Genomic DNA, 23,253 nt, shown 5'->3' on the forward strand with positions numbered 1-23,253 from the left:
GCCGCGGCCCGGGCCGGGGACGACGCGGGGGCCGTCGCGGCGGTCACGCCGCTGCTCCGTGCCGCGGCGGCAGCCCGGCGCACGCCGCGCGCGGCCGACGCGCTGGACCGCGTCGCAAGGGTGCTCGCCGCGGTGGTCTCCGGGGAGCTCGGGCCCGACGCCGGGGTGGCCGACCTCGCCGTGCTCGCCGGCACGACGCCGCGCTCCCTGCAGCGGCTGTTCGCCGGCTGGGTCGGCGTGAGCCCCAAGTGGGTGCTGCAACGCCACCGCGTGCACCTCGCGGCGGACATGGTCGCCGTCGACCCCGCGCGGCCCCTCGCGGAGGTGGCCGCCGCCGTCGGCTACTACGACCAGGCCCACCTGAGCACCGACTTCGCGCGCGCCCTCGGGATGCCGCCGGCCGCCTACGCGCGGCGCTGCGCGGCGTCGCGGGACGAGGTCGCGGCGCTCGCCGGCCGACGCCGGGGGACGGCCGGTCTGGTCGGCGCCGGGCGCGCATAGACTCGGCCCGTGGCGGGGCTGATCAAGCGGGAGGATGTCGAGGCGGTACGGGAGCGCGCGCGGATCGAGGAGATCGTCTCCGCGCACGTCACGCTCAAGCCCGCGGGGGTCGGGTCTCTCAAGGGGCTGTGCCCCTTCCACGACGAGCGCTCGCCGTCGTTCCACGTGCGGCCCGGCGTCGGGCGCTGGCACTGCTTCGGCTGCGGCGAGGGCGGCGACGTCATCTCCTTCGTGCAGAAGATCGACGGCATGGGGTTCACCGACGCCGTCGAGTTCCTCGCCGACCGCGTGGGCGTGCAGCTGCGCTACGAGGACTCCCGCACGGGCGCCGCGGCCGATCGCGGCCCGCGCGAGGAGCCGGGCAGGCGCCAGCGCCTCGTCGAGGCGCACAAGGTGGCCGCCGAGTTCTACGCCGAGCAGCTCTTCGGGCCGGGAGCGCAGGCCGGACGGGCGTTCCTCGCGGAGCGCAGCTTCGACCGCGCGGACGCCGAACACTTCGGCGTCGGCTACGCCCCGACGGGCTGGGACTCCCTGCTGCGCCACCTGCAGGGCCGCGGGTTCACGCAGGCCGAGCTGGTCGCCTCCGGGCTCGTCAGCCAGGGTCAGCGCGGCATCTACGACCGGTTCCGCGGGCGCCTCGTGTGGCCGATCCGCGACGTCACGGGCGCGGTGATCGGCTTCGGCGCCCGCCGCCTGTACGACGACGACCAGGGCCCCAAGTACCTCAACACCCCCGAGACGTCCCTCTACAAGAAGTCCCAGGTGCTGTACGGGATCGACCTGGCCAAGCGGTCGATCGCGCAGGGCAAGCGGGTGGTGATCGTCGAGGGCTACACCGACGTCATGGCGGCGCACCTGTCCGGCGTCGAGGCCGCCGTCGCCACCTGCGGCACCGCCTTCGGGGCCGAGCACGCCAAGGTGGTGCGGCGCCTGCTCGGCGACACCACGGCCGGCGGCGGGCTGCAGCTCGCGTCCGGGGCGTCGCTCGGCGGTGAGGTGATCTTCACGTTCGACGGCGACGCGGCCGGGCAGAAGGCGGCGGTGCGCGCGTTCGGCGAGGACCAGCGCTTCCACGCGCAGACGTTCGTCGCGGTGGAGCCGTCCGGCATGGACCCGTGCGAGCTGCGCATGGCCCGGGGCCCGGAGGCGGTGCGTGCGCTGGTGGACGGCCGTCAGCCCCTGTTCGAGTTCGTCATCCGCACCACCCTGGACACGTTCGACCTCGACACCGTCGAGGGGCGCGTCGGCGCCCTGCGCTCCGCGGCGCCGCTGGTGGCGGGCATCCGCGACCGGTCGATGCAGCTCGGGTACGCGCGCTCCCTCGCGCGGTGGATCGGCATCGACACCGAGGACGTGCGCCGGGAGGTGGCGCGCGCGGCGTCGACGCCGTCGAGGGGCAGGCCCGACCGTGACCAGCGCCGCGACGCCCGGCCCGAGCCGGACGCGGCGCCCGCGGTGCCCGACCCGCGCGACCCGGTGGCGCGCCTGGAGCGCCAGGCCCTGGTCGTCGTCCTGCAGTACCCGCAGCACGTGCCCGCGTCGTTCGACGAGCTGGGCGAGGACGCGTTCGGCGTCCCCGCCTGGCGCGCGGTGCACGACGCCGTGCGCGCGGCGGGCGGTGTCGCTGCCGGCCGCGACGTGGACGGCGGCCGGTGGGTGGAGGCCGTCGCGGAGCAAGCGCCGGAGACCGTCGCGCCGCTGGTCACGGAGCTGGCCGTCGCCCCCGTCCCCGAGGACCGCGAGTCGGTCATCGGCAACTACGTGGCGGACGTCGTGCGCGCGCTGGTGGACCTCGGCCTCACGCGGCGCATCGCCGACGCCAAGAGCCGCCTGCAGCGCCTGGACGCGGAGAAGGACCCTGCCGCCTACCAGCAGGCCTTCACCGACCTGCTCGCGATCGAGCAGCAGCGCCGCACGCTGCGCGAGGGGGTCTGAGCCGAGGCTCCCGTCCGCCGGTCCGGGGACGGGAGCCCACGGGTCACCGCAGGTGCCGCTCGAAGAACCGGCCCGCGTCCTCGCCGGCGAACGCGGGGACGCCCGTGTGGCCGCCGAGGTTCGCCTGCAGCGTCTTCTCGGCCGAGCCGAAGGCGTCGAACAGGTCGAGGGCGGCCTGGCGGTCGTTGCCCTCGTCGTCCCACTGCAGCAGCACGTGCAGCGGGATCGTGACGCGTCGGGCCTCGTCCAGGGTGGACCGCGGCACGTAGCTGCCGGCGAACAGCCCGGCGGCCACGACGCGCGGCTCGACGAGCGCCAGGCGGACGCCGACGGCGATCACCCCGCCCGAGTACCCGACGGGCCCGTCGACCTCCGGGAGGGCGAGGAGCGCGTCCAGGGCGGACCGCCACTCCGGGACCGCCCGGTCGACGAGTGGGAGGACCAGCCGGTCGACGATGTCGTCGGTGACCGGCTCGCCGGCGGTGAGCGCCGCGCGCAGGTCGGCGCGGACCTGCCCGGCCCCGGGCAGCGGCTCCCGGTCGCCGCTGCCGGGGAGCTCGAGGGCGGCGGTCGCGAAACCGTCGGCCGCGGCGCCCCGGGCCCGGCCGACGAGCCGGGGGTACATGCGGTCCAGGCCGAGCCCGCCGGGCTGGCCGAGGAGGATCAGGGGCGCGGGGTCGGACGGCGTGGCGGTCGGGGGCGTCCAGAGGATGCCCGGGATCTCACCGAGGGTGAAGCGGCGCTCGACGGTGCCGTCGTCGAGCCGCGCGGAGGAGGTGAAGGTCAGGGCGGAGGAGGTCGAGGTGTTCATGGTCGTGCCTTTCGGGAGGACTGCGTGAAAGGCGCTCCCGGGCGACCTATCGCCCGACCATGACTCCGCGGAGGAGCACCCACGTCGGTACGTTCACGGGTACCACCTCCTTGCTCTGTCTCGCACGGCCTCCGCGAGGCTAGCAGCGCGCGGCGGCGCGCCTCAACGTGTTTCCGCTCATGGGACGGGGCCGGACGGCGCCAGGCTGCCGTGCACGATGGCGCGGGCCAGGTGTCGGGTGGTGGCCGCGTCGGCGGACGCGGCGCCGGTCACGAGGGTCAGCAGGGCGCCCCCGTACAGCAGGACCAGGGTCGGCACCGCCGCAGGGTCGACGTCGAGCCCGGTGTCGGCGTGCATCACGGCCGTGAGGTCGGACGCCTGGGTCGCGAGCCCGGCGAGGGCCGCGGCGAGCGCGGGGCGGCGGCGCGCCTCGAGCTGCAGCTCGGCGATCGCGAGGTAGCGGTCGCGGTGCGCGGTGGCGGCGTCGAGCAGGGAGGCGGCGAGCAGGTCGGTCATGCGGTCGAGGAGCTCGCCGCCGCTGACGGCGGGCCCGGCGGGCTCCGCCGCGACCGAGGCCTCCGTCGCGGCGCGCGCGTCGGCGAGGTGCAGCTCGACGATCCGCTCCGCCGTCGCGACCAGCAGGTCCTCGCGTCCGGGGAAGTAGTTCGCGGCCGTCCCGGCGGGGAGCCCGGCCGCGCGCTCGACGGCGCGGTGGCTGAGGCCGTGCACCCCGGCGTCGACGAGCAGCGCGATCGCGGCGTCGGTGAGGGCGCGGCGGCGCTCGGGGTTCGTCCTGGGCACGCGGCCAGTATGGCAAGATGAATACCACTACGCATGTGGTGGTATGAGACTCGGAGGCGGACGGATGGCAGGCACGGCGGTCGTGGTCGGTGGCGGTATCGGGGGCCTCGCCTCGGCGGTGGCCCTCGCCGACGCGGGATGGCGCACCACCGTCCTCGAGCGGGCGCGGGAGCTGGGCGAGGTCGGCGCGGGGGTCGCGCTCACGCCGAACGCCGTGGCATCCCTCGACGGGCTGGGCCTCGACGGCGACGCCGTCGCGGCGATGGGGCCCCGCACCTGGGCCGCCGGTACGTGGGACTCCCGCGGGCGGCCGATCCTGCGCCTCCCCGACGACCCGGCCGAGGGCGCCAACACGACGCTGCGCGGCGTGCACCGCGCGCGCCTGCACGGCGCCCTGCTGGGGCGGGCGCGGCAGCTCGGCGTCGAGGTCGTCACCGACGTGCGCGTCACGACCGTCGACGCGGGCGGCCCCGCCGCGCCCGCCCGTGTGCGGTACGCCGACCGCGCCGGTGCGCAGGACGAGCGTGAGGCGGAGCTCGTCGTCGGGGCCGACGGAGTGCGCAGCGCGGTCCGGAGGGCGCTGTTCCCCGACCGCCTCCCGGTGTACTCGGGGTTCTCGAGCTGGCGCGCCGTCGAGCCCGGGCTGTCCGCCGGGCCGAGCCTGCGGCAGTACTGGGGCGCGCGCGCCGAGTTCGGCGCCATGCCCGTCAGCGACGGCGCCACCTACTGGTACGGGTACGTGGCCATGCCGGAGGGCACGCGGCTCGACGACGAGCACGGGGCCGCCGTCGAGCGGTTCACGGGCTGGGCGCCGGAGGTCCGGGACGTGATCGCCGCGACGCCGCCGGGCGCAGTGATCCGTCACGACGTGCTCCACCTGCCCGGCGGCCTGCCGCGCTACGTGCGCGGGCGCGTCGTCATGGTCGGCGACGCCGCGCACGCGACCCTGCCCACGATGGGGCAGGGCGCGGCGACCGCGCTGGAGGACGGCGTCTGCGTGGGGCGCATCGTGGCGGCCGGCGTCGCGTCCGGGCAGTCCCTCGGCCGGGCGCTCGCCGTGTACGACGCCGCCCGCCGCCCGCGCTGCCGGGCGCTTGCGCGTGCGTCGGTCGCCAGCGGCCGGTTCGGGTCGCACCTGGGGCCGCGCTGGCAGGGGCTGCGCAACGCGCTGATGCGCCGCACCCCGGCGTCGGCCGTCACCCGCGGCACCCGCGCGGTCATGGGCTGGCGGCCGCCCGAGGCGCCCTGAGCCCGACCGGAACGCCGGTCAGGCGGGCGTGGCGTCCGCCGTCGCGGCGCGGCGCTCGCGGGCGGCCTGGAGGTCGGCGGGCATGAACGCGGCGAGCACGACGAGCACGGCGGCCACCCCGACCAGCAGGGCGAAGACGAGATGGATCGCGGCCATCAGCCCGGGCCCCTCGGGGGTCCCGTCGGCGCCCACGGTGGTGCGGGCGTTGACGATCGCGCCGCACACGGCCACGCCGACGGCCGAGCCGATCGACCGGGCGAACATGTTGGTGCCGGTGACGGCGCCGCGCTCGGTGAACGACGCCTGCGACTGTGCCGCGATGAGGGTCGGCACGGCGGTGAGCCCCATGCCCGCGCCGATGACGAAGCACGCGCCGGCAACGGCGAGCACGGAGGAGCCCGGCGCCAGCAGCAGCGTGAGCGCCGTGCCCACCACCGCCAGCGACGTGCCGATCACGGCGGTGAGGCGGAACCCGATCCGCAGGTAGAGCCGCCCGGCGTTCGACGCGGACAGAGGCCAGCCGATGGTCATCGCGGCGAGCGCGAACCCGGCGACGAGGGGTCCGGTGCCGAGCACGCCCTGGGCGTAGATCGGCACGTACGTGGACAGGGCGAGCACCACGACGCCCACGAGCAGGGAGACCGTGGTCGAGACGCCCACCACGCGGCGCCGCAGGATGGCGAGGTCCACGATCGGGTGCCGGGCGCGGCGGCTGTGCACGGCGAAGCCCGCGAGCAGCAGTACCGCGACCGCGAAGACCACCAGCGACGGCAGCGAGCCCCACGCCCAGCGGGTGCCGCCCTCGAGCAGGCCGAACAGCAGCAGCGTGCTGCCCGCGGCGAGGAGCGTCGCGCCGAGGTAGTCGATCGGCTCGCGGGCCCCCTCGCGGGCGGGCTCGTGGTAGCGGCGGGCCAGCATCCAGGCGGCGAGCACGCACAGCGGGATGTTGACGAGGAAGATCCAGCGCCAGCTGGTGAACTGCGAGAACACGCCGCCGAGGGTCGGGCCGACGACGGCGGAGATCGCCCACACGGACGCGAGGTAGCCCTGGGTCTTGGCCCGCTCCTCGAGCGTGTAGATGTCCGCCGCGATCGTCATCGACACGGGCATGACCGCGCCGGCGCCGAGGCCCTGCAGCACCCGGCCGGCGATGAGGACGCCCATCGTCGGGGCGATGCCGGCCACCAGCGACCCGGCGAAGAACAGTGCGACGCCCGCGAGCATGAGCCGCTTGCGGCCCAGCACGTCCGCGAGCCGGCCGAAGACGGGGGTGCTCACGGCCTGGGCGAGCAGGTACGTCGAGAACAGCCAGGGCAGCTGGTCGAATCCGCCGAGCTCGCGGGCGATCGTCGCGGACGCCGTGGCGATGATCGTGGCGTCGAGCGCGACGAGCGCCGTGGCGAGCATCAGGGACAGGAGGATGGGCCCGCGCTCGGAGCGCAGGCCGACGGAGACATGACCGGTCGTGGGCACGACAGGCACAAGCCGGGAGCAACCACCGGGTATTCCCGGCGGTCGCGGGAGGCCGGCCCGGAGGTCGGTCCCCGGCTCCCGGTGCGCGACACTGGTGTCCGCTCCCACGACCACGAAGGATGTCCCGTGACCCTGCACGCCCCGACCACCGCCGCGCCGCTCTTCCTCGACTGCGACACCGGTGTCGACGACTCGCTCGCCCTCGCCTACCTGCTCGCCTCGCCGGAGGTCGACCTGGTCGGGGTCGGCACCGTCCACGGCAACATCGACGCTCCGCAGGCGGCCGTGAACACCCTCGACCTGCTGGCGCTCGCAGGCCGCGACGACGTCCCCGTCGCCGTGGGCGCGACCGACCCGCTGGTCGGTGACTACGACGGCGGCGCCCCGCACGTCCACGGCGCGAACGGTGTGGGCGACGTCACGCTCCCGTCGTCGCGACGGGCCCCTGCGCAGGAGTCGGCGGTCGAGCTGCTGCTCCGGCTGTCCCACGAGCACGCGGGTCGGCTGCGGGTCGTCGCCGTCGGGCCGCTGACGAACCTCGCGCTCGCGCTCCGGGAGGACCCGACACTCGTCGAGCGCGTGGTCGACGTGACCGTCATGGGCGGCGCTGCGCTCCACCCGGGCAACGTGTCGCCGGTGGCAGAGGCGAACATCGCGAACGACCCCGAGGCCGCCGCCGAGGTGCTCGCCGCCGACTGGGACGTCACGCTCGTGCCGCTCGACGTCACCATGGTCAACCTCTTCGAGGAGACCGACCGCAAGGCGCTTCTGGAGGCGGGTACCGCGCTGGCGCCCTGGCTGGGCGAGGTGCTGGACCTGTACTTCGGTTTCCATGTGCCCACGTTCGGCCGGCGCTGCTCCGCCCTGCACGACCCGCTCGCCGCGGCCCTCGCGGTCGGCGGCGTGCAGGCCACTGTCGCGCCGCGCGTGCCCGTCCTCGTGGACGCCACCGACGGGCCCGGCCGCGGCCAGACTCTGTGCGACCTGCGCGGCCTGTACGCCGGGCACCCCGACGTGCCCGGCGCGCGCACCCGTGTCGTCCTCGCCACGGACACCCCGCTGGCGCCCCACCTGGTCGAGCGTGTGCGCGGCCTCTGAGCACCACCGCACCGCTCCCGCCCCACCAACCGGAGAGACCGTGACCACCAGACCCGTCGAGCCCGCGACCGTCGTCGTCGTGGGGTCCGCCAACGCCGACCTGCTGGCCCGAACCACCGTGCACCCGGCACCGGGGGAGACGGTGCTGGGCCGCGACCTCCAGGTGCTCCCCGGGGGCAAGGGCGCCAATCAGGCGGTCGCCGCCGCCCGGCTGGGCGCGCGTGTCGCGTTCGTCGGGGCGGTGGGCGACGACGAGTTCGCGCAGGCCGCCACCTCCGGCCTGCGCGACGCCGGTGTGGACCTCTCGGGGCTCGTCGTGGTGCCGGGCGGTACCGGGGTCGCCGTGGTGACGGTCGCGGCCGACGGCGAGAACGCGATCGTCGTGGTCCCCGGGGCGAACGCGGCCGTGGACGCCGCGCAGGTACGCCGGCACGCCGACCTGCTCGCCGCTGCCGCCGTGGTGGTGCTGCAGGGCGAGATCCCGCGCGACGGGATCGAGGAGGCGGCCCGCCTGGCCGGCGGGCGCGTGGTGGTCAACCTCGCGCCGGTGATCGACGTCGACGCCGCGATCCTGCGCCGCGCCGACCCGCTCGTGGTCAACGAGCACGAGGCCCATGGCGCGCTCGGCCTCCTCGAGCGCGGCGCCCCGGCGGCCGGGGCGGAGCTCACCGACGAGGACGTCGTGGGCGCCCTGCGGCGCCTCGGGGTGCCCTCCGTCGTGCTCACGCGTGGCGCGCAGGGCGCGCTCGTCGCGGGGCCGGGCGTGGACGGCGTGGTCGTCGTGTCGTCGCCGCGCGTCGACGCGGTCGACACGACGGGCGCCGGCGACGCGTTCGTGGGCGCCCTCGCGGGTGAGCTCGCCTGGGGGCGCGGGCTGGTGGACGCGGCGCGCCTCGCCGCCCGCGTCGGTGCCTTCGCCGTCCGCGGCTCCGGCGCGCAGCCGTCCTACCCGCGCGTGGGCGACGAGCTCCCCTGAGCCGTCGTCGCAATCCGGGAACGACGAAGGCCCCCGCCTGCGATGCAGGTCAGAGGCCTTGTCTCGGGGCTCCCGCGGTTGGACTTGAACCAACGACCGTCCGATTAACAGTCGGATGCTCTGCCAGCTGAGCTACGCGGGATCGCTCGGTCGTCCGGCCGGCGGCCTTCGAACCGGGAAGAACATTACCAGGCTTACACGGGTAGTCCGGACGCACCCCGCACCCTGGACTCCGTGGCGTCCACCACTCGGGCGACGGCGGGGTCCTCCAGGTCGACGCCCGGCCCGGCGACGGCCTGGGAGAAGAACCGGCCGTCCGCCGTCCGGCGCACGGCGACCTTCACGTCGCCCCCGCCGGGGACGGCGACCGTCTCGGCCAGCACCACCGACCATTGCACGCGCTCGCGCAGGGCTTGGGGGAACGGGGTGCGCTCCGGGTCGACGAGCCGCAGCACGAGGTCGGGTGCCGCGTCGACCCAGGAGATCTGCAGCTCTGAGCGCTCGGGGTCGAGCACGCCGCGGTCGACGTCGGACCACGGACGTCGCATGTCGACGTCCTGCGGGCCCGGCCCGACGACGACGAGGTCCGCGGTGGTCGCCACGGCCCACCGTCCGTCGGCGAGCTCGACGGACGCCAGGACTCGCTCTCCGCGGGCCAGGGGGAGGGCGCGGCGGACGTCGTCGGGCAGGGGGGAGCGGCGAAACCACATGGCGCCACCGTACCGAGGCCTGACGCGGCGGCACGTTCCCCGGGAGGTCGGAGCGACGAGGGGGCCGCCTCAGCCGGCGGTGGCGCCCGGGGCTTCGTCGTCCGGCTGGGGCGTGGCGTCGTCCTGCGCGCGCTGCTCGCGCTCACGCTGGAGCCGCGCCTGCTCCAGGAGCCACCGCATCTCGGGGTCGTCGTCGGGCTCGGCGGGAGCGGCCTCGGTCTCCCAGGTGCGGCGGCGGCCGGGGTACTGGGCGGGCGGCACGGGCCCGGCCGGGTAGCCGGTGCGCGGCGCCGGGCGCCGGTTCGCGCGGGCGCGGCGGCTCACGAGGAGCCAGGCGATCGACCCGGCGAACGGCAGCAGCAGGATGATGACGATCCAGAAGCCCTTCTGGATGCCGCCGCCGTCGTCCTCGTCCGACTGGACGACGTCCACGAGCGTGTAGACGACGAGCGCGAGGAAGGCCAGCATCAGCAGCACGCGGGGCATGGCCCCGGAGCGTAGCGGTCCGCGCCGTGCGGTGCCCGACTCGACCGGGTGAGAAGCAACCGGAGAAGGCGTCTGGTGCCCCGTGCGGGACTTGAACCCGCGACCGATCGATTATGAGTCGACTGCTCTGACCAGCTGAGCTAACGGGGCGCGCGGCGAGCATACCGGCCGGCGCCACGAGTGCGTCCGGCCGGCCGGCGCGGTCTCATGGGGGAGTGACCATCGTCGTGAAGCGCGTGTACGAGCCCCCGGGACCGGACGACGGGGCCCGCGTGCTCGTGGACCGGCTGTGGCCCCGCGGGGTGTCGAAGGAGCACGCGCACCTGGACCGGTGGTGCAAGGAGGTGGCGCCGTCGACGGAGCTGCGGCAGTGGTTCCACCACGATCCGGACCTGTTCGCCGAGTTCGAGCGCCGCTACCGGGCCGAGCTCGCCGGCAACCCGGAGGTCGCGGAGCTGGCCGCCCTCGGGGCCGGGGACGACCGCCTCACGCTCCTGTACTCGGCCCACGACACGGAGCACAACCAGGCGCTCGTGCTGCGCGACGTCCTGCTCGACTACCTGGAGGAGACGGCCTCCGGCTCGGACGCCTGAGCGGGCCTCGCCTCGCGCGGGGTGCGGCCGAGGGCGCGGCTCGTGCGCTCGAGATCGCGGGCGACGGCGCGGCGCAGCCGCGGGCCGAACGGGCGCTCCACGAACCGGTGCACCAGGAAGGCCACGAGCAGCATCGTGCCGGTGACGAGGACGAAGGTGGCGCCCGCGGGCAGGTGGGGGCTCGTCTCGCCGATGAGCCACTGCCCCCACGACGAGTGCAGCAGGTACAGGGGGTACGTCATCGCGCCCACCACCGTGAGCCAGCGCCAGGAGAGCCGGTCGAGGCGGGTCAACGCGACGGCGGCGACGAGCGCGAAGCAGGCCAGGATGGCCACCCAGTACGTCTCCGGCCCGACGGTGACGCCGGTGCTGTTCGCGATCCGCAGCGACTGGCTGCGCCCCGACACGACGCCGGCCAGGGCCACGTTGAGCCCCAGCAGGAGCCACAGCACGAGCGAGCGACGTTCCTTGGTGAGCAGGTAGAGGATCATGCCGCCGGCGAAGAGCGGGGCGTCGCTGCCGACGAGCAGGGTGGACCAGAGCTCGTTGCCGGACCGGACCGCGACGGCGGCGAGCACGGGCCAAACGGCGGCGAACGCGATGAGGCGGCGGCGGGTCATTCCCACGGCCAGCAGGATCCCGATGAGCACGTAGAACCGCAGCTCGGTCCAGAGCGTCCAGTACACCGGCTCGATGTCCTGCACCCCGAACGCCCGCTGCACCATCGTGAGGTTGGCGGCGGCCTCCGGGATGCCGACGTCCTTGCGGCCGGGGGTCACGAGCACCAGCAGGGCGACGACGGCGGCCACGGAGAACCAGTAGGCGGGGAAGAGGCGGCCCACGCGGGACGCGGTGAACGACCGCACGTCGCGGCCCCAGGCCGACATGAGGATGACGAAGCCGCTGATCACGAAGAAGAGCTGCACGCCGAAGGAGCCGAACACGGCGACCGGCTGCAGGTGGGGGAACGAGTCCTCGGTGCGGACGCCCCACGCGGAGTGGTTCACCGCCACGTAGTGGTAGGCGACCACCGCCATCGCGGCGAGGAAGCGCAGCCCGTCGAGGGCGGCGAGCCGAGGTCGGCCGGCCGACGCCGGGGCGACCCTCCGGGTGCTCGGCGCGGGCGGCGTGGTTGACTCAGTCATCCGTCGTAGCATCGCCGTGCACGTTATCAAACCGTGATAATCGGCGCAGCCACCGGCTCGCGACGTGGGAGAATGCCGCCCATGGCGATGCGAGAGATCCGGGTGCTGCCCGACCCCGTGCTGCGCACACCCTGCGACGAGATCACCGCCGTCGACGACCGTGTCCGGTCGCTCGTCGAGGACCTCGTCGAGACCGTCGACGCCGACGGCCGGGCGGGCCTGGCGGCCAACCAGATCGGCGTGAGCCTCCGGGCGTTCTCCTGGAACGTGGACGACGAGATCGGCTACGTCCTCAACCCGCGGATCGTCGAGCTGTCCGACGAGACCCAGGACGGCGACGAGGGCTGCCTGTCGGTGCCGGGGCTCTGGTACCCGACGACGCGCGCCTGGTACGCCCGGGTGGTCGGCACGGACCTGGACGGCAACGAGATCGAGGTCGAGGGCACCGGGCTGATGGCCCGCTGTCTCCAGCACGAGACCGACCACCTCGACGGCATGCTCTACCTGGACCGTCTCGAGCGCAGCGCGCGCAAGAAGGCCATGCGGGAGCTGCGCGAACGACTCTGAATTCCTCAAGGACTGCTCAAGTCCGCGTTTCCTCTCGCACGGCCGCCCGCCATCGGGCAGGATGTGTCAAGACGACACACCGTCGGAGCTCGCCGACCAGCAGGCCGACCGGTTCGAGGACGTAGGGGAAGACGGACCTCGGAACCAGGGAGGACAACATGGCTGGTGCGATCACCCGCGGTGTGCTGTTCGTGCACTCGGCACCCCGTGCGCTCTGCCCTCACCTCGAGTGGGCGGCAGGCAACGTGCTCGGGGGACGTGTCTCGCTCGACTGGACGGCCCAGCCGGCGGGGCGCGGACTGTTCCGTGCCGAGTACTCGTGGCAGGGCACCCAGGGAACCGGTGCCCGGTTGGCCTCTGCCCTGCGGGGCTGGGACCACCTGCGCTACGAGGTGACGGAGGAGGCGAGCCACGGCGCCGACGGCGCCCGCTGGTCGCACACCCCCGACCTCGGCATCTTCCACGCCATGACGGACGTGCACGGCAACGTCGTCGTCCCCGAGGACCGGGTGCGCGCGGCGCTGGACTCCGCGCACGACGGCCGCGGCGTGCGCGAGGCCCTCGACCTGGCGCTGGGCACGGCCTGGGACGACGAGCTCGAGCCGTTCCGCTACGCCGGCGCCGGGGCCCCTGTGCGCTGGCTGCACCGCGTGGGCTGAGACGACAGGTGGGCTGAGCCAGGTGGGCTGAGTCCCCGGACGACGAACGACGGACGCCCCGTCACCTCTCGCGAGGTGGCGGGGCGTCGTCGTGCCGGCGGGGCCGCCGGTGCCTCGGCTCAGGCGTTCGTCACCGTGAGGGCGACGTTGTGCCCGCCGAAGCCGAAGGAGTTGTTGATCGCGACGATGTCGCCGTCGGGGAGACGCTCGGGGGTGTCGCGCACCAGGGGGACCTGGAGCTCGGGGTCCGGGTTCTCCACGTTGATCGTGGGCGGGGCGAGGCGCTCCGACACGGCCTTGATGGTGAAGAGGGCCTCGAGCGCGCCGGCGCCGCCCAGCAGGTGGCCGGTCATCGACTTGGTGGCCGAGAGGCGCACGTGGTCGGCCTCGCCCCCCATGAGGGTCCGGATGGACGCGGTCTCGGTGAGGTCGCCGACCTTGGTCGAGGTGGCGTGCGCGTTGACGTGCACGACGTCGCGGGACGTGACGCCCGCGTCCTCGAGCGCGCGGCGCATCGCGGAGACCTGCCCGGTGCCCTCGGGGTCGGGGGAGGTGATGTGGTACGCGTCGGAGGACAGGCCCAGGCCGGCGATCTTCGCGTAGACGCGCGCGCCGCGGGCCGCGGCGTGCTCGGCGCTCTCGAGGACCAGCACGGCGGCGCCCTCGCCGATGACGAAGCCGTCCCGGTCGACGTCGTAGGGGCGCGAGGCGCGCTGCGGGTCGTCGTTGCGCAGCGAGAGCGTGCGCGAGGCCGCGAAGGCGGCGATCGGCATGGGGTGGATGGTGGCCTCGGTACCGCCGCACACGACGACGTCGGCGCGGCCGTTGCGGATCATGTCCACGCCGTACCCGATCGCCTCGGCGCCGGACGCGCAGGCGGAGACGAGGGCGTGCGCCCCGGCCTTGGCGCCGAACTCGAGCGACACGTACGCGGCGGGGGAGTTCGGCATGAGCATCGGGACCGTCATGGGGAGCATGCGGCGTGCGCCGCGCTCCTTGAGGGTGTCCCAGCCGTCCAGGGTGGTCCAGATGCCGCCGATCCCCGACGACACGACCGCGCCGAGGCGCTCGCCGTCGACCTCGGGGGCGCCGGCGTCCTGCCAGGCCTCGCGGGCCGCGACCATCGCGTACTGCGTGGACGGGTCCATGCGCTTGGTCTCGGGCCGGGAGAGGACCTGGTCGGGGGTGACCTTGATCGTGGCGGCGAAGGTGACCGGGAGCCCGTACTTCTCCGCCCAGTCGTTGTCGAGAGGACGCGCACCCGACTCTCCCGCGAGGGCCGCGGCCCAGGTGCTGGGGGCGTCGCCACCGAGCGGGGTGGTGGCGCCGAGGCCGGTGACGACGACGTCGCGCGAGGCAGTCATGGGTGGGTCACTCCTGAGGTGAGAGCGGGTGGGGGCGAGGGGCTGCTCGATCAGGTTGCCGGGCGGGCCGGGAGGTCCCGGCCCGCCCGCGCGGCGGGGCGTGCGCCCCGAGGCGTCACGCGGCCTGCGCGCCCTCGATGTACGAGACGGCGTCGCCGACGGTGGTGAGGTTCTTGACCTCGTCGTCCGGGATGCGGACGCTGAACTTGTCCTCGGCGTGGGTCACGATCGTCATCATCGACAGGGAGTCGATGTCGAGGTCGTCCGTGAACGACTTCTCGCTCGCGACCGCGTCCGTGGGAAGACCGGTCTCCTCGGCGACGATCTCGGCGAGGCCCTCGAGGATCTCCTGGGAGGTGTAAGCCATGGGGTGCGTCTCTCCTTGAACGGGGTACCGGCCGTCCGGCACCGTGGGGTGTTGCGGTGCGATTGTCCCGCACCACGGGGGTCGGTCACGACCTCGGGCGCCGATCCGGACGGATCCGCGACGGGTCGGGACCGGAGGCTAGGGCAGCACCACGACCTGTGCCGCGTAGACGAGGCCCGCGCCGAAGCCGATCTGCAGGGCCAGGTCGCCGGAGCGGGCCTGCCCCTCGGCCAGCAGCCGCTCGGTGGCGAGCGGGATCGACGCGGCCGACGTGTTGCCGGTGTCGGCGATGTCACGCGCCACGACGACCGTCTCGGGCAGCCGCAGCTGCTTCACGAGCTGGTCGATGATGCGCATGTTCGCCTGGTGCGGCACGAAGACCTGGACGTCCTCGGGCTCGACGCCCGCCTCCGCCATCGCCTTGGCCGCGATCGGGGCCATCTGGAAGCTGGCCCACTTGAACACGGTGGGGCCGTCCTGGCGGAGCGTCGGCCAGCCGGCCGTCGGGTCCGTCTGCAGGTCCTGCCAGCCGCGGGTCTGCGAGATGGCCTGCGCCTTCGCGCCGTCGGAGCCCCAGACCGTCGGGCCGATGCCCGGGCTGTCCGACGGGCCCACGACGGCGGCGCCCGCGCCGTCGCCGAGCAGGAACGAGATCGACCGGTCGGTGGGGTCGACGAAGTCCGACATCTTCTCGGCGCCGATCACCAGCACGTGCCGCGCGGCGCCGGAGCGCACGAGGGCGTCGGCCTGGCCGATCCCGTAGGCGTAGCCGGCGCAGGCGGCCGAGACGTCGTAGGCCGCTGCGGGGGTCGCCCCCAGCCGCTCGGCGAGGACGGCGGCCCCCGCGGGCGTCTGGTGGAAGTACGTGACCGTGGACAGGATCACGACGTCGACGTCCGCGCCGGTGAGCCCGGCGGCGTCGAGCGCCTTGCGGGCCGCGGCCTCCGCGAGGTCGAGCACGTCGACGTCCGCGGCGGCGTACCGGCGCGTGACGATACCCGTGCGCTGGCGGATCCACTCGTCCGACGAGTCGATCGGACCGGCCACGTCGTCGTTGGTCACGACGCGCTCGCCCCGCTCGCCGGCCACGGCCAGGATCCGCGAGAAGCGCACGGGCTCGGCCTGGCGGAGCACGGGGCGGTGCCCGGCGCCGGGAAGGGTCACGCGGAGGCCTCCGCGCCGCCCACGACGGAGTGACGGGCGATGAGGTCGCGGGCCGCCTCGATGTCGTCCGGCGACTTCACGGCGACGGACTCCACGCCCTTGAGCGCGCGCTTGGCCAGGCCCGTGAGGACGCCGCCCGGCGCGAGCTCGAGGATGCCGGTGACGCCGCGGTCGGCGAGCGTCGCCTGGCACAGGTCCCAGCGCACCGGCGCGGTGACCTGCGCGGCGAGGCGGGCCAGCACGTCCGTGGCGGTGCCGTGCCCGTGCGAGCCCGGCGCGAGCGCGTCGTAGGAGGCGCCGTCCGCGTCGGAGAGCAGGGGCAGGCGCGGGTCGGTGGCGAGCCAGCCGGTCGCGACCTGCTCGAACGCGACGCGGGCCGTCTCCATGAAGGGGGTGTGGAACGCGCCCGCGACCTGCAGGGGGATTACCCGGGCCCGCGTCGGCGGCTCGGCGGCCAGCGCGGCGAGGCGCTCCGGGTCGCCGGCGGCGACGACCTGGCCGCCTCCGTTGACGTTCGCCGGGAAGAGCCCGGCGGCCTCGATGGCGGCCAGCACCTCGTCGGGGTCGCCGCCCACGACGGCGCTCATGCCCGACGGCGTGGCCGCGGCGGCCTCCGCCATCGCGCGCGCACGGTGGGAGACCAGGCCGACGGCCCCGGCGTCGTCGAGCGCGCCCGACACGGCGGCGGCGCTGAGCTCGCCGACCGAGTGCCCGGCGGTGACGTCCACGACCTCGGTCGTCGCACGCCCGTCGAGGATCGCGCGGAGCGCGAGCAGCGAGGACGACACGATGAGCGGCTGGGCCACGGCGGTGTCCCGGATCGTGTCGGCGTCCGACGTCGTCCCGTGCTGGGCGAGGTCGGTCCCGGCCGCGGCCGAGAAGGAGTCGAGCAGGTCGGCGGTGCCGGGCAGCTCCAGCCAGGGGCTGAGCATCCCGGGGGTCTGAGAGCCCTGTCCAGGGCAGACGACGGCGAGCACGGACCCACGGTGCCACCCCGCGCGGCGTGCGCGTCGTCGCGACCCGCACGAACCTCGTGGAAAGCGATTGTGGGAATCCTCCAACGACGGACTCAGCCCGCCGCGGCGCCGCCCTCAAGCTGGCCGAGGGCCAGGGCGATCTGGAGCACGAACGACTCGCGGGCGTCGAGCGGGTCCCAGCCGGTGATCTCCGAGACCTTGCGCAGGCGGTACCGCACGGTGTTCGGGTGCACGTAGAGGCGGCGCGCCGCGGCCTCGAGGGACCGGCCCGTGCCGAGGTAGGCGGACAGGGTCTCCAGCACCGACCCCGACGCCTCCTGCAGCGGGCGGTAGGCCTGGGCCACGAGGGTGCGCCGCGCAGTGACGTCGCCGGTCAGGACGCGCTCGGGCAGGATCTCGTCGGCCAGCACGGGGCGCGGGGCCTGCGGCCAGGCCGGCGCGGCCGCGAGGCCCGCCAGCGCGGCGGCGGCGGACGCCGGGGCGTCGGAGACGTCGGGCACCACGCCGCCGATCACGACGGGGCCGGGGCCGAACCGGTCCAGCAGGGACGTGGCCGCCGCGACCAGGTCGCCCTCGCCGCCCAGCACGAGGACCAGCCGGTCGCCGTGGATGCCCACGAGCGCGTCGCCGGCCGCGCGCCGCGCCACGCGCCGCAGCTCGGCGGTGCGGACGTCGTCGAGCCGCGTCGTCGCCTCGCCGACCACGACGAGCGCCTGGCCGCGGCCGCTCCAGCCCAGCGCCGAGACGCGGGACCGCAGCGCGTCGTCGCCGTCGCCGCGCACGAGGGCGTCGACCACGAGCGCCTCGAGCCGGGCGTCCCACGCGCCGCGGACCTCGGCCGCGCGGGCGTAGACCTCCGCGGCCGAGAACGCGATCTCGCGCGAGTACCGCAGCACGGCCTCGCGCAGGTCGCGCTCGTACCCCGGGGCGGCGATCTCGTCGGAGTGCTGCTCCACGACGTCGACCATGAGGCGCACCAGCTGCAGCGTGTGCTGCAGGGAGATCGACCGCGTGAGCTCCGGCGGGGCTGCCGCGAACATCTCGCCGACGCCGTGCGGTGTGGGCGTGGGCTCGGCGAACCAGCTCACGAAGGCGTTGATGCCGGACTGCGCGACCAGGGCGACGTACGACCGGTCCTCGGCGGGCAGCTGCCGGTACCAGTGCACCTCCTCGTCGAGGCGGCGCATCGCCGTGGAGGTGAGGACGCCCAGGTGCTCGCGGACCCGCGCGACGTTCTCGCCCCGGCTGACGGGCGCCGGTCCGCCGTCGGCCGCGGTGGCGCCGTCGTCGGCGTGCGTCCCGCTGGCCGTGGGTGTGCCGCTGCTCGTCATGGGTCGAGGATACGGGCGAGATTGTGGGGAGTGCACAAACGGCCGCGGAGGGCGCGAGCCCCGGCCGGCGCGGGGGACTTTGGATAGTGTCGGACCCATGGCCCTCTTGCCCCGGCTCCGGCAGCTGCTGCGTCGGCCGTTCTCCGCGTCCACCGTGGCGGCGCGGCGGCCCTCGCCCTCGCAGCCGCACGGCGCGCACCTGCAGGAGGACGCCCTGCGCACCATCCTCACCGACGACCCGAACGACGCCGACGCCTTCCGGGCGCTCGCCGAGGTCGTGCGCCGCCGGGCGGCGCAGACCCCGAACCCCGAGGACCCGCTCACCGCGCCGCCCGAGGAGGCCCGGCAGCGGGCCGCCGACCTCGCCGTCTGGTCGCTGGCCGAGGAGCTCGCCGGCCACCCGCGCGCCTGGCGCCCCCTGCTCGAGCTCGGCCGGCTGTCCGTGGCCGACGACCCGGAGGGCGCGACCCGCCGGCTCGCGACCGCGGCCTCGCGCGACCCGAGCGGCGAGGCGCTCGCCGAGGGGCTCGCGATCCTGCGCGAGGCCGGCATGCCGACCGAGGCCCTCGGGCTGGGCATCGGCCACTGGCGGGCGCGCGAGCACACCCCGGAGGTGGGACGTCAGCTCGTGCTGGCCGCGCTCGAGGCCGACCGCGTCGCCGAGGCACGCCAGCACCTCGGCTCGCTCGAGCTCCACCCCGGCACCGAGGAGCTGCGCTCCGAGCTGGGTCGCGCCGTCGCCGCGCGGGAGCAGACCTCGCCGCGGTAGACAGTGCGGAGCCCCCTTCGACCGGCGACGTCCCCGGACGCGCAGAGGCCCCGAGCCGAACGGCTCGGGGCCTCTGCGCTACCTCGGCGTGCGGGTCAGCTGTCGCCGCCCGCGACGCCGGAGGTGCCGGCGTTCACGTCGAGCAGGCGGTACTTCTCGACCGCCTTGGCGACGACGTCGGCCGGGACCTCGCCTCGGCGGGCGAGCTGCTGCAGCGTCTTCACGACCATCGACGGGCCGTCGATGAGGAAGAAGCGGCGCGCGGCTGCACGCGTGTCGGAGAAGCCGAAGCCGTCCGCACCGAGCACGGCGTAGTCGCCGGGGACCCAGGCGCGGATCTGGTCGGGCACCAGGTGGTCGTAGTCGCTCGTCGCGACGAACGGGCCCTGGGCGCCCGACAGCTTCTGCGTGAGGTACGGGACCCGCGGCTCGGCGGCCGGGTCGACGAGGGCGTCCTTCTCCGCGGCGAGCGCGTCACGCCGCAGCTCGTTCCAGGAGGTCACCGACCACACGTCGGCCGACACGCCCCAGTCCTCGGCGAGGAGCTGCTGCGCCTCGAGGGCCCACGGCACGCCCACGCCGGAGGCGAGGAGCTGGGCCTTGGGGCCCTCGACGTCGGACGTCGAGATCCGGTGGATGCCGCGCAGGATGCCGTCGACGTCCACGTCCTCCGGCTCGGCCGGCTGGATCATCGGCTCGTTGTACACCGTGAGGTAGTACATGACGTTCTGGTCGCGGCCGTCCGACCCGTCGCCGTACATGCGCTCGATGCCGTCGCGCACGATGTGGCGGATCTCGTAGCCGTACGCCGGGTCGTACTGCACCATTGCCGTGTTGGTGCCGGCGATGAGCGGCGAGTGGCCGTCGGCGTGCTGCAGGCCCTCACCCGTGAGGGTGGTACGACCGGCGGTGGCGCCGATGATGAAGCCGCGGGCGAGCTGGTCGCCCGCCGCCCAGAACTGGTCGCCGGTGCGCTGGAAGCCGAACATCGAGTAGAAGATGTAGACCGGCACCATCGCCTCGCCGTGCGTCGCGTACGACGTGCCCACGGACTGGAAGGCCGCGGCGGACCCGGCCTCGTTGATGCCGGTGTGCATGATCTGCCCGGACTCGGACTCCTTGTAGCTCAGCATGAGCTCGCGGTCCACGGCGAGGTAGTTCTGCCCCTGCGTGTTGAAGATCTTGGCGCTGGGGAAGATGGCGTCCAGACCGAAGGTGCGGGCCTCGTCGGGGATGATCGGCACGACGCGCTTGCCGAACTCCTTGTCCTTGATGAGGTCCTTGAGCAGCCGCACGAAGGCCATGGTGCTGGCGACGTGCTGCGTGCCCGAGCCCTTCTTGAGGATCTCGTAGGTCTTCGGCTCCGGGAGCGTGAGCGCCTTCGGCGTCGAGCGGCGCTCGGGCAGGAACCCGCCCAGGTGCCGGCGGCGCTCCAGCATGTACTGGATCGCCTCGTCGTCCATGCCCGGGTGGTAGTACGGGGGCAGGTACGGGTCGGCGTCGAGCTGCTCGTCCGTCAGCGGGATGTGCAGGTTGTCGCGCAGCGCCTTGAGGTCGGCGTTCTTGACCTTCTTCATCTGGTGCGTGGCGTTGCGGCCCGCGAAGCTCGAGCCGAGGGCGTAGCCCTTGACCGTCTGGGCGAGGATGACCGTCGGCTGGCCCGTGTGGGCGCGGGCCGCGGAGTACGCCGCGTAGATCTTGCGGTAGTCGTGGCCGCCGCGCTTCATGTTCCAGATGTCGTCGTCGGTCATGTTCTCGACGAGCGCCTTGGTCCGCGGGTCGCGGCCGAAGAAGTGCTCGCGGATGAACGCGCCGGACTCCGCACGGTACGTCTGGTAGTCGCCGTCGGGCGTGGCGTTCATGAGGTTGACCAGGGCGCGGTCCTTGTCCGCGTTGAGCAGGGCGTCCCACTCGCGGCCCCAGACGACCTTGATGACGTTCCAGCCGGCACCCTTGAACTGGGCCTCCAGCTCCTGCATGATCTTGCCGTTTCCGCGGACCGGGCCGTCGAGGCGCTGCAGGTTGCAGTTCACGACGAACGTCAGGTTGTCGAGCTGCTGGTGCGCCGCCTGCTGCAGCATGCCGCGCGACTCGGGCTCGTCCATCTCGCCGTCGCCCAGGAACGCCCAGACGTCCTGCTGGCTCGTGTCCTTGATGCCGCGGTTGTGCAGGTACTTGTTGGTCCACGCCTGGTAGATCGCCGACGCCGGGCCGAGGCCCATGGAGACGGTCGGGAACTCCCAGAAGTCCGGCAGCATGCGCGGGTGCGGGTAGGAGGGAAGGCCGCCGCCGGCGTGCGACTTCTCCTGGCGGAAGCCGTCCAGCGTCTCGGCGGACATGCGACCCTCGAGGAAGCTCCGGGCGTACTGGCCGGGGGAGGAGTGCCCCTGGAAGTACACCTGGTCGCCGCCGCCCGGGTGGTCCTTGCCGCGGAAGAAGTGGTTCAGGCCGACCTCGTACAGCGTCGCCACCGACGCGTACGACGAGATGTGGCCACCCACCGAGATCTCCGGACGCTGCGCGCGCGTCACCATGACGGCGGCGTTCCAGCGGATCCACGAGCGGTAGCGCCGCTCCATGGCCTCGTCGCCCGGGAAGTACGGCTCGTCGTGCACGGCGATCGTGTTCACGTACGGCGTCGACACCGACGCGGGGATGTGCACGTTGCGCTCCCGCGCGCGGCGCAGCAGGTTCAGCATGACGTAGCGCGCCCGCGGGCCGCCCTTGTCGTCGATCAGGCCGTCGAACGACTCGACCCACTCGCCGGTCTCGGCGGGGTCGATGTCCGGGACGGCGCTGAGCAGGCCGTTGATCAACGGTCCGGTCTCGTCGTACGAAGCCACCAGCAACCTCTCTCATCTTCGGACGGTGTGCGGCACATGGTCGCCGCCCCGGTCCGTGTCAGGCATCCCGTCGTGAGGGCACCCCGACGCGTGGTCGCGACGGTGCGGCCCCCGAACGGGTGGTCATCACTCATTGTGTCCCCAGACGGCCCGGGGGAACACCATCAGGCGGTCAAGGATCCGTGATCTACGTCATGCCGCGCCTACCGGATGTTACGGAGGTCACTGTCCCGGCCCTCGTCGGGCAAACCCGGGGGCCGCTCGGGGGTTGCCGGGCGGCGCCGCTTCCGGTGGACTACGTTGGCGCACACGACGGAAGAGTGCGTCGCGCGCGTGAACGGACGCGTCGGTAGTGGTCAGACGGAGAGGAACGAAGGTCCAACGTGGGTAAGCAGGCGGAATCCCCGGTAGCTCGCTTCGGGTTCGCCCCCGGTCAGGTCGTGCAGGAGTTCGGATGGGGCGACGACGTCGACGACGAGCTCCGCGCGGCGGTGGAGGAGGTCGTCGGCGGTGAGCTGGTCGACGAGGACTACGACGACGTCACCGACGGCGTCATCGTGTGGTGGCGCGACGACGACGGCGACCTCACGGACATGCTGGTCGACGTCCTGACCGTGCTGGACGACGGCGGCCTGGTCTGGCTGCTCACGCCGAAGCCCGGCCGCGACGGCCACGTGGGCCACGACGAGATCCAGGAGGCTGCGACCACGGCCGGCCTGCACGCCACGAGCACGTTCGCGGTCGCCTCGGACTGGTCGGCCACCAAGCTCGCCAACCGCGGTCGCGGGCGCTGAGCCGGTGAGCGGCACCGCCCCCGAGGTCCGGTGGCGCCCCGGCGACCCCGCGCCCGACTTCACGCTCCCGGACACGCACGGCACCCCCGTGCACCTGGCCGACCTGCGGGGCGAGAACGTGCTGGTCGTCTTCTACCCGTTCGCGTTCTCGGGCATCTGCACCGGCGAGCTGTGCGAGCTGCGCGACAACATCGAGGACTTCGAGGCCGCGGGCGTGCGCCTGCTGGCCGTCTCCACCGACCCCGTCTTCGCGCTCAAGGCGTGGCAGGAGCAGGAAGGTTTCGGCTTCGACCTGCTCAGCGACTTCTGGCCGCACGGGGCGGTCGCCGAGTCCTACGGCGTCCTCGACGCCACCAGCGGGCACGCCCTGCGCGGGTCGTTCCTCGTCGACGCCGACGGGATCGTGCGCTGGTCGGTGGTCAACCCGCGCGGGCAGCGTCGTGACCTGGAGTCCTACCGGGCGGCGCTGGCCGACATCTGACGCCACGAGCGTCGAGGGCGACGCGCCGGTGGTACGGGCGCCACCCCGTCGCCCGGTATCCTTTCCTGCGCTGCCCAGGGCCTGTAGCTCAGCTGGTCAGAGCGCCACGCTTACACCGTGGATGTCGGGGGTTCGAGTCCCTCCGGGCCCACCACCCCC

Annotated in this window: 23 protein-coding genes and 3 tRNA genes; 12 read left to right on the forward strand and 14 right to left on the reverse strand. The window is 74.2% G+C overall.

Translation table 11 applies throughout. From position 1 onward, the window contains the following. Both ACWF41_RS03905 and dnaG read left to right on the forward strand, forming a co-directional pair. A partial coding sequence (locus tag ACWF41_RS03905) for a helix-turn-helix domain-containing protein (RefSeq protein ID WP_452182044.1) occupies nt 1–501 on the forward strand: 501 nt, incomplete at its 5' end. A 9-nt stretch (nt 502–510) separates the two neighbouring features. Further along, complete coding sequence (dnaG, locus tag ACWF41_RS03910; RefSeq protein ID WP_380321546.1) at nt 511–2,436, forward strand: DNA primase; 1,926 nt, start codon at nt 511–513, stop codon at nt 2,434–2,436. A gap of 43 nt (nt 2,437–2,479) precedes the next feature. Here dnaG and ACWF41_RS03915 read toward each other — a convergent pair whose 3' ends face one another. Both ACWF41_RS03915 and ACWF41_RS03920 read right to left on the reverse strand, forming a co-directional pair. After that, nucleotides 2,480–3,247 (reverse strand): alpha/beta hydrolase, encoded by a 768-nt coding sequence (locus ACWF41_RS03915; protein WP_380321543.1) that lies wholly within the window; start codon nt 3,245–3,247, stop codon nt 2,480–2,482. A gap of 177 nt (nt 3,248–3,424) precedes the next feature. Next, nucleotides 3,425–4,048, reverse strand: a complete 624-nt coding sequence (locus ACWF41_RS03920; RefSeq protein WP_380321540.1) for a TetR/AcrR family transcriptional regulator — start codon at nt 4,046–4,048, stop codon at nt 3,425–3,427. A gap of 64 nt (nt 4,049–4,112) precedes the next feature. Here ACWF41_RS03920 and ACWF41_RS03925 point away from each other — a divergent pair, with 64 nt between their 5' ends. Continuing rightward, nucleotides 4,113–5,297, forward strand: a complete 1,185-nt coding sequence (locus ACWF41_RS03925) for an FAD-dependent monooxygenase (RefSeq protein WP_380321537.1) — start codon at nt 4,113–4,115, stop codon at nt 5,295–5,297. Between the two features lie 18 nt (nt 5,298–5,315). Here ACWF41_RS03925 and ACWF41_RS03930 read toward each other — a convergent pair whose 3' ends face one another. Then, nucleotides 5,316–6,770 (reverse strand): MDR family MFS transporter, encoded by a 1,455-nt coding sequence (locus tag ACWF41_RS03930; RefSeq protein ID WP_380321534.1) that lies wholly within the window; start codon nt 6,768–6,770, stop codon nt 5,316–5,318. Nucleotides 6,771–6,896: 126 nt separating this feature from the next. On the opposite strand from ACWF41_RS03930, the gene ACWF41_RS03935 reads away from it, so the two are divergent. Both ACWF41_RS03935 and ACWF41_RS03940 read left to right on the forward strand, forming a co-directional pair. Continuing rightward, the gene (locus ACWF41_RS03935) at nt 6,897–7,868 is read left to right on the forward strand and encodes a nucleoside hydrolase (RefSeq protein WP_380321531.1); all 972 of its coding nucleotides are present in this window, start codon (nt 6,897–6,899) and stop codon (nt 7,866–7,868) included. A gap of 40 nt (nt 7,869–7,908) precedes the next feature. After that, nucleotides 7,909–8,844, forward strand: coding sequence for a ribokinase (locus ACWF41_RS03940; protein WP_380321528.1), 936 nt, complete (start codon nt 7,909–7,911; stop codon nt 8,842–8,844). A gap of 69 nt (nt 8,845–8,913) precedes the next feature. Here the strand turns inward: ACWF41_RS03940 and ACWF41_RS03945 are convergent. The 4 genes from ACWF41_RS03945 to ACWF41_RS03960 form a co-directional block, all read right to left on the reverse strand. After that, nucleotides 8,914–8,986, reverse strand: a tRNA-Asn gene (locus tag ACWF41_RS03945). 52 nt (nt 8,987–9,038) lie between these two features. Then, the gene (locus ACWF41_RS03950; RefSeq protein ID WP_380321525.1) at nt 9,039–9,554 is read right to left on the reverse strand and encodes a hypothetical protein; all 516 of its coding nucleotides are present in this window, start codon (nt 9,552–9,554) and stop codon (nt 9,039–9,041) included. A 69-nt stretch (nt 9,555–9,623) separates the two neighbouring features. Beyond that, nucleotides 9,624–10,040 (reverse strand): PLD nuclease N-terminal domain-containing protein, encoded by a 417-nt coding sequence (locus tag ACWF41_RS03955; protein WP_380321523.1) that lies wholly within the window; start codon nt 10,038–10,040, stop codon nt 9,624–9,626. A 73-nt stretch (nt 10,041–10,113) separates the two neighbouring features. Beyond that, nucleotides 10,114–10,190 (reverse strand) — tRNA-Ile (locus tag ACWF41_RS03960). Between the two features lie 65 nt (nt 10,191–10,255). Here ACWF41_RS03960 and ACWF41_RS03965 point away from each other — a divergent pair. Next, nucleotides 10,256–10,633 (forward strand): DUF488 domain-containing protein, encoded by a 378-nt coding sequence (locus tag ACWF41_RS03965; RefSeq protein ID WP_380321521.1) that lies wholly within the window; start codon nt 10,256–10,258, stop codon nt 10,631–10,633. On the opposite strand, the gene ACWF41_RS03970 is transcribed toward ACWF41_RS03965, so the two are convergent. Beyond that, nucleotides 10,597–11,778 (reverse strand): acyltransferase family protein, encoded by a 1,182-nt coding sequence (locus ACWF41_RS03970; protein ID WP_380321519.1) that lies wholly within the window; start codon nt 11,776–11,778, stop codon nt 10,597–10,599. The genes ACWF41_RS03965 and ACWF41_RS03970 overlap by 37 nt on opposite strands. Nucleotides 11,779–11,859: 81 nt before the next feature. Between ACWF41_RS03970 and def the strand changes: the two genes are divergently transcribed. Both def and ACWF41_RS03980 read left to right on the forward strand, forming a co-directional pair. Continuing rightward, nucleotides 11,860–12,345 carry a peptide deformylase gene (gene def, locus ACWF41_RS03975; protein WP_380321516.1) on the forward strand — a complete coding sequence of 162 codons (486 nt, stop codon included), beginning with the start codon at nt 11,860–11,862 and terminating at the stop codon, nt 12,343–12,345. A gap of 158 nt (nt 12,346–12,503) precedes the next feature. Continuing rightward, on the forward strand, nt 12,504–13,004 hold the full coding sequence (locus ACWF41_RS03980; RefSeq protein WP_380321513.1) for a DUF3145 domain-containing protein: 501 nt from the start codon (nt 12,504–12,506) through the stop codon (nt 13,002–13,004). A gap of 119 nt (nt 13,005–13,123) precedes the next feature. Here the strand turns inward: ACWF41_RS03980 and ACWF41_RS03985 are convergent, their stop codons facing one another. The 5 genes from ACWF41_RS03985 to ACWF41_RS04005 form a co-directional block, all read right to left on the reverse strand. Then, nucleotides 13,124–14,368, reverse strand: coding sequence for a beta-ketoacyl-[acyl-carrier-protein] synthase family protein (locus ACWF41_RS03985; protein ID WP_380321510.1), 1,245 nt, complete (start codon nt 14,366–14,368; stop codon nt 13,124–13,126). A gap of 115 nt (nt 14,369–14,483) precedes the next feature. Next, complete coding sequence (locus ACWF41_RS03990; RefSeq protein WP_380321507.1) at nt 14,484–14,735, reverse strand: acyl carrier protein; 252 nt, start codon at nt 14,733–14,735, stop codon at nt 14,484–14,486. 138 nt (nt 14,736–14,873) lie between these two features. Beyond that, nucleotides 14,874–15,899 carry a beta-ketoacyl-ACP synthase III gene (locus ACWF41_RS03995; RefSeq protein WP_380321504.1) on the reverse strand — a complete coding sequence of 342 codons (1,026 nt, stop codon included), beginning with the start codon at nt 15,897–15,899 and terminating at the stop codon, nt 14,874–14,876. After that, nucleotides 15,896–16,876, reverse strand: a complete 981-nt coding sequence (locus ACWF41_RS04000) for an ACP S-malonyltransferase (RefSeq protein WP_380321501.1) — start codon at nt 16,874–16,876, stop codon at nt 15,896–15,898. The genes ACWF41_RS03995 and ACWF41_RS04000 overlap by 4 nt, the downstream gene beginning before the upstream one ends. Before the next feature lie 92 nt (nt 16,877–16,968). Continuing rightward, entirely contained in the window at nt 16,969–18,207 is a 1,239-nt protein-coding gene (locus ACWF41_RS04005) for a PucR family transcriptional regulator (protein WP_380321498.1), read from the reverse strand. 97 nt (nt 18,208–18,304) lie between these two features. Between ACWF41_RS04005 and ACWF41_RS04010 the strand changes: the two genes are divergently transcribed. After that, a complete protein-coding gene (locus ACWF41_RS04010; RefSeq protein ID WP_380321495.1) occupies nt 18,305–18,976 on the forward strand; it encodes a hypothetical protein in 672 nt (223 codons plus the stop codon). Nucleotides 18,977–19,071: 95 nt separating this feature from the next. On the opposite strand, the gene aceE is transcribed toward ACWF41_RS04010, so the two are convergent. Then, nucleotides 19,072–21,819, reverse strand: a complete 2,748-nt coding sequence (aceE, locus tag ACWF41_RS04015; protein ID WP_380323351.1) for a pyruvate dehydrogenase (acetyl-transferring), homodimeric type — start codon at nt 21,817–21,819, stop codon at nt 19,072–19,074. Between the two features lie 383 nt (nt 21,820–22,202). On the opposite strand from aceE, the gene ACWF41_RS04020 reads away from it, so the two are divergent. The 3 genes from ACWF41_RS04020 (at nt 22,203) to ACWF41_RS04030 (ending at nt 23,248) form a co-directional block, all read left to right on the forward strand. Further along, nucleotides 22,203–22,613: a DUF3052 domain-containing protein gene (locus ACWF41_RS04020; RefSeq protein WP_380323348.1), complete on the forward strand. Its 411-nt coding sequence runs from the start codon at nt 22,203–22,205 to the stop codon at nt 22,611–22,613. 4 nt (nt 22,614–22,617) lie between these two features. After that, the gene (locus tag ACWF41_RS04025) at nt 22,618–23,094 is read left to right on the forward strand and encodes a peroxiredoxin (RefSeq protein WP_380323345.1); all 477 of its coding nucleotides are present in this window, start codon (nt 22,618–22,620) and stop codon (nt 23,092–23,094) included. A 77-nt stretch (nt 23,095–23,171) separates the two neighbouring features. After that, a tRNA-Val gene (locus ACWF41_RS04030) sits at nt 23,172–23,248 on the forward strand. Nucleotides 23,249–23,253 lie beyond the last annotated feature (5 nt).

Source organism: Isoptericola sp. NPDC055063 (assembly GCF_053608125.1).

Excerpts from the sequence above, each read along its gene's own strand:
- ACWF41_RS03915 (WP_380321543.1), bottom strand. The coding sequence starts at position 3,247 with ATGAACACCTCGACCTCCTCCGCCCTGACCTTCACCTCCTCCGCGCGG.
- ACWF41_RS03925 (WP_380321537.1), top strand. The coding sequence starts at position 4,113 with ATGGCAGGCACGGCGGTCGTGGTCGGTGGCGGTATCGGGGGCCTCGCC.
- ACWF41_RS03950 (WP_380321525.1), bottom strand. The coding sequence starts at position 9,554 with ATGTGGTTTCGCCGCTCCCCCCTGCCCGACGACGTCCGCCGCGCCCTC.
- ACWF41_RS03955 (WP_380321523.1), bottom strand. The coding sequence starts at position 10,040 with ATGCCCCGCGTGCTGCTGATGCTGGCCTTCCTCGCGCTCGTCGTCTAC.
- ACWF41_RS03970 (WP_380321519.1), bottom strand. The coding sequence starts at position 11,778 with ATGACTGAGTCAACCACGCCGCCCGCGCCGAGCACCCGGAGGGTCGCC.
- def (WP_380321516.1), top strand. The coding sequence starts at position 11,860 with ATGGCGATGCGAGAGATCCGGGTGCTGCCCGACCCCGTGCTGCGCACA.
- ACWF41_RS03980 (WP_380321513.1), top strand. The coding sequence starts at position 12,504 with ATGGCTGGTGCGATCACCCGCGGTGTGCTGTTCGTGCACTCGGCACCC.
- ACWF41_RS03985 (WP_380321510.1), bottom strand. The coding sequence starts at position 14,368 with ATGACTGCCTCGCGCGACGTCGTCGTCACCGGCCTCGGCGCCACCACC.
- ACWF41_RS03990 (WP_380321507.1), bottom strand. The coding sequence starts at position 14,735 with ATGGCTTACACCTCCCAGGAGATCCTCGAGGGCCTCGCCGAGATCGTC.
- ACWF41_RS04005 (WP_380321498.1), bottom strand. The coding sequence starts at position 18,207 with ATGACGAGCAGCGGCACACCCACGGCCAGCGGGACGCACGCCGACGAC.
- ACWF41_RS04010 (WP_380321495.1), top strand. The coding sequence starts at position 18,305 with ATGGCCCTCTTGCCCCGGCTCCGGCAGCTGCTGCGTCGGCCGTTCTCC.